Below are 7,604 nucleotides of genomic sequence, written 5' to 3'. Positions count from 1 at the left end.
TTGGCTCGCAAACGCAAACGCAGACCCAGACAGTCGCCGAGCGGTTGAGGAGACACGGACCATGAGTGGTGAGCTCACCGAGGCGCGGACGCTGCCGGGTGCCGGCAGCAACCCGCTGCGCAGCTTGATGGATCACGGTATCCGGGCTGACCCCTACCCCCTGCTCGGCGAGCTGCGTGAGGCGGGACCCACCGCCGTCGAGAACGGATCCGTCGTGCTCTTCGGCGAGTACGAGCACTGCTCACAGATCCTGCGACACCGCGACATGGGCAGCGACACCTCCGAGGCACCGTCCATCAAGGGCTTCGTGGTCAACGACGCGGAACGGGCGGCCAGCTCCATCTTCTTCATGGACCAGCCCGGGCACGGCCGCCAGCGCAAGCTCGTGTCGAAGTCGTTCACCCCCCGGATCGTGAAGAGCTTCGGACCGCAGATCACCCGCATCGTGGACGGTCTGTTCGAGGAGTTCCAGGACCGGGGCGAGCTCGACGTGGTCGCCGATCTCGCCTACCCGGTGTCCATCGGCATCATCTGCGACCTGTTCGGTATCCCGGACGACGAGCGCGACATGCTCAAGGAATGGTCCGACGACCTGGCGCTCTCGACCGAGCTGCCCACGCTGGGCGCGGCCATCGGCGTGCTGAACGTCTTCAACCGCGACGAGATCAACCGGTTCGGCAGCGTCGCCATGGCCGCGCACGCCTACTTCGCCGACCTGATCCACCGCCGCCGCAAGAACCCCGGTGACGACCTGGTGTCGAGCCTGCTGGCCACCGAGAGCAACGGCGAACGGCTCACCCGCTTCGAGGTGACCAGCGTGCTGGCCACCCTCTTCGTGGCGGCCCACGAGTCGACCACCAACCTCATCTCCGGCGGCATCCTGGCGCTGCTGCGCAACCAGGACCAGATGACCATGCTGCGGGAGGACCCGGGCGTGATCACGAACATGGTCGACGAGGCGCTGCGCTACGACCCGCCGGTGCACCTGGCCGCCCGGATGGCCCGGGCCCGCACCACCGTCGGCGGGTACGACCTCGATCCCGGCACCATCGTGGTGGTGCTCATGGCCGCCGGCAATCGCGACCCCCGCGCGTACGAGAACCCCGACGTGTTCGACGTCCACCGAAAGATCAAGAACGTGTCGCTGGCCTTCGGGGCGGGCGCCCACTTCTGCATCGGGTCCGGCCTGGCCAAACTCGAGGCCGAGATCGCCATCTCCGCCTTCGCGCAGCGGCTCAGGAACCCCGAGGTCGACGAGAGTTCGCTGGAGTACCGGCGGCACATCGTCGTCCGCGGCCTGGAGCACATGAAGGTCTCCTTCCAGCCCTGACCCGGCGGCCCGCCGGCCCCACCCGCTCAGCAACGATCGGAGGCAGACCGTGCCGGAGAACCTGGAGGACAAGCTCCGCGGTTACCTGAAGAAGGTGACGGCGGACCTGGGCCGAGCCCGGGAGCAGGTGCAGGAACTCCGGGACGCGGCCGCCGAGCCGGTCGCGATCATCGGCATGTCCTGCCGGCTTCCCGGCGGCGTCACCGGGCCCGCCGGGCTGTGGCAGCTCGTGGCCGAGGGCGTCGACGCGATCGCCCCGGCCCCGGCCGACCGTGCCTGGGCCCCGTCCGACCTGGGCGGTGCCGCCCCGATCGGTGGCTTCCTCGCCGACGCCGGCGGATTCGACGCGGCCTTCTTCGGCATGTCACCGCGGGAGGCCCTGGCCACCGACCCCCAGCAGCGCCTGCTGCTCGAGACGGCCTGGGAGGCGATGGAGGACGCACGCATCGACCCGGAGTCGCTGCGGGGCAGCCCGACGGCGGTGTTCGCGGGTACCAACGGTCAGGACCACGGCGCCGGACTGCCCTCGTCCGCGTTCGCCGGCTTCGGTTCCACGGCCACCAGCGCCAGCGTGCTGTCCGGCCGGATCTCGTACACCTTCGGTTTCCAGGGCCCCGGCGTCACCGTCGACACGGCCTGCTCGTCCTCGCTGGTGGCGCTGCACCTGGCCGTGCAGTCGCTACGGCAGGGTGAGAGCACCCTCGCCCTCGCCGGCGGCGTCACCGTCATGACGACGCCCGAGCTGTTCGTCGAGTTCACCAGGCAGGGCGGCCTCTCCGGCGACGGGCGCTGCCGGTCGTTCGGCGCCGAGGCCGACGGCACCGGCTGGGGCGAGGGGGTGGGCTGGCTGCTGCTGGAACGGCTGTCGGACGCCCGTCGCCACGGCCGCCGCATCCTCGCGGTGGTGCGGGGCTCCGCGGTCAACCAGGACGGCGCCTCCAACGGGCTGACCGCCCCGAACGGCCAGGCGCAGCAACGAGTCATCCGGCAGGCGCTGCACAACGCCCGGCTCACCCCTCGCGACATCGACGCCGTCGAGGCGCACGGGACAGGTACCCGGCTGGGCGACCCGATCGAGGCCGAGGCGCTGCTGGCCACGTACGGACAGGACCGCGAACAACCGCTGTGGCTCGGTTCGGTCAAGTCCAACATCGGTCACACCCAGGCCGCTGCGGGGGTGGCCGGCGTCATCAAGATGGTGCAGGCGATCCGACACGGGCTGCTGCCCCGTACGTTGCACGCGGAGCAGCCGGCACCGGGCGTGCGCTGGGGCTCCGGCCGCGTCAGCCTGCTGACCGACGCGGTCGGGTGGCCGGCCACCCGATCGCCCCGCCGGGCCGCCGTCTCGTCGTTCGGCATCAGCGGCACCAACGCCCACGTGATCCTCGAACAGTTCCCCGGCGCCGAACCGGCGAACGACGGCGCGGCGCCGGCGACGATCCCGTGGCCGCTGTCGGCCCGGTCCGAGGCGGCCCTGCGCGCCCAGGCCGGCCGGCTCGCCACACACCCCGGCGCCCCCGCCGGCATCGGCCGCGCCCTCGCCGTCCGCAGCGTGCTCGACCACCGCGCGGTGGTCGTCGGCGACGGCCCCGACGAGTTGCGGCACGAGCTCTCCCGCCTGGCCGCCGGCAGACGTCCCGTCGCGAGAACGGTTGCCGGCTCCCTCGCGGTGATGTTCACGGGTCAGGGTGCGCAGCGTGTGGGTATGGGTGCCGAATTGTATGGGCGGTATCCGGTGTTTGCTGCTTCTTTTGATGAGGTTCGGGCTTTGTTGCCGGTGGACGTTGACGGTGACATGTCGTTGACGGGGGTGGCGCAGCCAGCGTTGTTCGCGTTCGAGGTGGCGTTGTTCCGGTTGGTGGAGTCGTGGGGGGTGCGGCCTGCTTTCGTGGGCGGGCACTCGGTGGGTGAGATCGCGGCTGCGCATGTGGCGGGTGTGTTGTCTCTGGTGGATGCGTGTCGTTTGGTGCGGGCGCGGGCGGAGTTGATGCAGGCGTTGCCGGTCGGTGGGGTGATGGTGGCCGTTGCCGCGTCGGAGGACGTGGTGCGGCCGTTGTTGTCGGGCGTGGTGGACATCGCCGCGGTCAATGGTGCCGAGTCGGTTGTGGTGTCGGGTGCTGTTGACGATGTGGATGCCGTGGTGGCGCGGTTGGGTGGGGTGCGGACGCGCCGGTTGGAGGTGTCGCATGCGTTCCATTCGCCGTTGATGGATCCGATGTTGGATGATTTCGCGGCGGTGGTGGACGGGTTGTCGTTCGGTGTGCCGCGGATTCCTCTGGTTCGTGATGTTTCTGGGTCGGGTTACTGGGTTCGGCATGTGCGCGAGTGCGTGCGTTTCGCTGATGATGTGTCGGTGTTGGCAGGGTCGGGTGTGTCGACGTTTCTGGAGTTGGGTCCGGATGCGGTGTTGTCGGCCATGGGTGAGGGACAGTGGGTTGCCGCTCAGCGTCGTGGCCACGGCGAGTCCGCCACCTTGCTGACCGCGGTCGGCGAGATCTGGGTCCGGGGCGCCGATGTCGACTGGGCCGCCCTCTTCCCCGGTGCCGTGCCGGAGGACCTGCCCACCTATGCCTTCCAGCACGAGCGCTACTGGCTCACAGGCACCGCGGCCGACGCTACCGCGATCGGTCTGATCGACTCCGGGCATCCGCTGCTCTCCGGCGAGAGCAGCGTCGCGGACACCGGCACGGCCCTGCTCACCGGCGCCCTGTCCCTGCCGGCGCAGCCCTGGCTCGCCGACCACGTGGTCGGCGGTGCGCCGATCCTGCCCGGGACGGCCCTGCTGGATCTCGCGCTGCACGCCGGCCACCGGCTCGGCCTGCCCGGCGTCGAGGAACTCACCCTGCACGCGCCCCTGCCGCTCGGCGACCGGGCCGTCGCCCTGCAGGTCACCGCCGGCCCGGCCCTTGACGGCGGCCGGCGCCCCGTCGCGGTCCACTCCCGCCCGGCCGGCCCCGACACGACCCTGGACTCTCCCGACTGGACCTGCCACGCGACCGGCGTCCTCACCCGCGTCGCCGCCGCGCCGCACGGCGCCGATCTCGCCGACTGGCCACCGCGAGACGTCGTCCCCGTCCCCGTCGACTACGACCGGCTGATCAGCCACGGGTACGGCTACGGCCCCGCGTTCCAGGGCCTGCGCAGCGTGTGGCGCCGCGACAAGGAGATCTTTGCCGAGGTCACACTCCCCGTCGACGCCGGCGCCTTCGGGCTGCACCCGGCCCTGCTCGACGCGGCGCTGCACGCGGTCATCGCGAGTGCCGCAGCCGAGAACTCGCCCCCGGTGACCAAGGTGCCCTTCTCCTGGAGCGGCGTCCACCTCGCCGCCGTGGGTGCCACTTCCCTGCGCGTCCGCCTCACCCTCGACAGCGAGGACACCATGGCGGTCCTCGCCGCCGACGACACCGGCAAGCTCGTCCTGGCCGCACGTTCGCTCGTTTCCCGTACGGTTGCCGCTGCCCCGGCCGTTTCCGGCCCTCCCGACGACCTCTTCCGCACCGGCTGGCAGCCATTGCCGCTGGGCACCCCGGACACCACACCGTGGCCACAGCTGTCCACCATGGAGGATAGTGTGCCACCCATCGTCCGGCTCGACGTTCCGCGGCCACCCCTGGCGGTGCTGGACGCCGTCCACGCGGTCACCGGTGAGGTGCTCACAGCCGTGCAGGGCTTCCTGACCGACGACCGGTTCGAGTCCAGCCGCCTGGTCGTGGTGACCCGCAACGCGCACGCCCCGGAAACCGAGACGGACGTGGTGTCAGCCGCCGTCTGGGGCATGCTGCGCTCGGCCCAGACGGAGAACCCCGGCCGGCTGCTCCTGGCCGATCTCGACGAGGACCCCCGTTCCGCCGTCGCACTCACCGCCGCCGTCCCCGCCGCCGTGGCCGCCGACGAGGACCAGCTCAGCCTGCGCGCCGGCGAGGCGAGCGTGCCCCGACTCCAGCGGACCAACCGCAGTGAGCTGTTGGAGCTGCCTGCAGGTGGTGGTTGGCGGTTGGCGGTGGGGGTGCCGGGGGTGTTGGAGGGGTTGGTGGTGGAGCCGGTGGGGGTGGCTCCGTTGGGTGTGGGTGAGGTACGGGTGGGGGTGCGTGCGGCGGGGGTGAATTTTCGTGATGTGTTGATGGTGTTGGGGATGTATCCGGGTGAGCCGAGTTTGGGTAGTGAGGGTGCGGGTGTGGTGTTGGAGGTGGGTCCGGGGGTATCGGGGTTCGCGGTTGGTGATCGGGTGGCGGGGCTTTTTGGTGAGGGTTTCTCGTCGGTGGTGGTGGTTGATTGCCGGGGGTTGGTGCGGGTTCCGGATGGGTGGTCGTTTGAGCAGGCCGCCGCGGTGCCGGTGGCGTTTTTGACGGCGTGGTACGGGTTGGTGGATTTGGCGGGGTTGCGTCGTGGTCAGTCGGTGTTGATTCATGCTGCTGCTGGTGGTGTGGGTATGGCGGCTGTTCAGGTGGCGCGTTTGGTGGGTGCGGAGGTGTATGCGACGGCGAGTCCGTCGAAGTGGGGTCGGGTTGAGGCGTTGGGGGTGCCGCGGGATCGGTTGGCGTCGTCGCGGTCGTTGGAGTTCGCGGATCGGTTTCCGGTTGTTGATGTGGTGTTGAATTCGTTGACGGGTGAGTTCGTTGATGCGTCTTTGGGGTTGTTGAGGCCGAGTGGTCAGTTTTTGGAGATGGGTGTGGCTGATGTGCGGGATTCGGTGCCGGGGGTGGTTTATCGGCCGTTTCAGTTGTTGGAGGCCGGGCGGGAGCGGTTGGGTGGTTTGTTGGGGCGGTTGATGGGTTTGTTCGCGTCGGGGGTGTTGAGTGTGCCGCCGGTGCGTGTCTTTGATGTGCGGCGTGCGGTGGAGGCGTTGCGGTTCATGTCGCAGGCGCGTCATGTGGGCAAGGTGGTGTTGCGGGTGCCGCGGGGGTTGGATCCGGGGGGGACGGTGTTGGTGACGGGTGCTTCGGGGTTGTTGGGTGGTGTTGCGGCGGAGCATGTGGTGCGTCGTGGCGCGCGGCGGGTGGTGCTGGTGAGCCGGCGGGCGGCGCCGGTGGAGTTGGTGGAGCGGTTGGTGGCGGCGGGTGCGTCGGTGACGGTGGCGCAATGTGATGTGGCTGATCGTGGTGGGTTGGCTGAGGTGATCGCGGGGGTGCCGGTGGAGCATCCGTTGACCGCGGTGGTGCACACCGCCGGCGCCCTCGACGACGCCCCCTTCACCGCCCTCACCCCGGCCCGCGTCCACGATGTCCTGTCCGCCAAGGCCGCCGGCGCCTGGAACTTGCACGAGCTCACCGCCGACGCCGATCTGGCCTACTTCGCGATGTACTCCTCAGCCGCCGGTGCCCTCGGCTCGGCGGGGCAGGCCGCCTACAACGCCGGCAACACGTTCACCGACGCGCTCGCCGGCCTGCGCCATCACCGAGGGCTGCCCGGCACGGCGCTGGCCTGGGGACCCTGGGCCGCCACCGGGGGCATGACCGAGCGGCTCAGCGACGCCGACCGCGCCCGCCAGGAACGCACCGGCGCCCGGCCCATCACCGAGTCCGACGGGCACGCGCTGCTCTCCGCAGCGCTCGACCGGGACGAGCCCGTCGTGGTGCCCATCCGGCTCGACACCGCCCGGCTCGCCGCCGCGCCCGACGTCCCCGCACTGCTGCGCGGGCTCGTCCGCCAGCGCCGCCCCAGCGCCACCACCCCGGACACCGATGCCGGGCAGACACTGACCCGGCGCCTGCGCGACCTGCCGCCCGCCGAGGCTGCTCACATCGCCCTCGAGCTGGTCCGGGAGCAGGCCGCCCTCGTGCTCGGGCACACCTCCGCCGCCTCCATCCCGCCCGGCGACGCCTTCCGGGACCTGGGCTTCGACTCGCTGACCGCCGTCGAGCTGCGCAACCGGCTCAAGGTGGCCACCGGCCTCACCCTCCCGGCGACCGTGGTCTTCGACCACCCGACCGCCGAGGCACTGAGCCGGTTCGTGCTCGACCGGCTCACCCCCGACCGTCCCGCCCCAGGAACGGACGTGCTCGCGGAGCTGGACCGGCTGGAGGCGACGCTGGCCGCCGCGCCGCCCGACAGCGAAGTGGACGGCCGGCTCGTCCGCCGACTACGGAGAATCATCGACGAGCGCTCCCGGACAGCCGCCCCGGCCGCCGGTGACCCGGCCGGATCCCGGCACTTCGCCGACGCGCTCGAGTCCGCCGACGCGGAGGACGTTCTCAAGCTCATCGACGCCCGGCTGGGCCGCGGCTCCCGTTCCTGATTCCCCTCACGCTCGCCTTCCGCTCGCAGAGAATGGTAG

The 7,604-nt window shown here is 70.9% G+C and carries 2 protein-coding genes; both read left to right on the top strand.

The window, feature by feature from the left end; translation table 11 throughout:
* Positions 1-61: 61 nt before the first annotated feature.
* On the top strand, positions 62-1,330 hold the full coding sequence (locus O7621_RS06400; protein WP_282233169.1) for a cytochrome P450: 1,269 nt from the start codon (positions 62-64) through the stop codon (positions 1,328-1,330).
* Positions 1,331-1,379: 49 nt separating this feature from the next.
* Positions 1,380-7,565, top strand: a complete 6,186-nt coding sequence (locus O7621_RS06395) for a type I polyketide synthase (protein WP_282233168.1) — start codon at positions 1,380-1,382, stop codon at positions 7,563-7,565.
* Positions 7,566-7,604 lie beyond the last annotated feature (39 nt).

It is taken from the genome of Solwaraspora sp. WMMD937, assembly GCF_029581175.1.
Taxonomy (GTDB): Bacteria; Actinomycetota; Actinomycetes; order Mycobacteriales; family Micromonosporaceae; genus Micromonospora_E.
The sequence above is the reverse complement of the archived record's forward strand: the minus strand, read 5'-3'. Positions and strand labels throughout refer to the sequence as shown.

Coding starts and splice junctions, on each gene's coding strand:
- O7621_RS06400 (WP_282233169.1), top strand. CDS start 62: ATGAGTGGTGAGCTCACCGAGGCGCGGACGCTGCCGGGTGCCGGCAGC.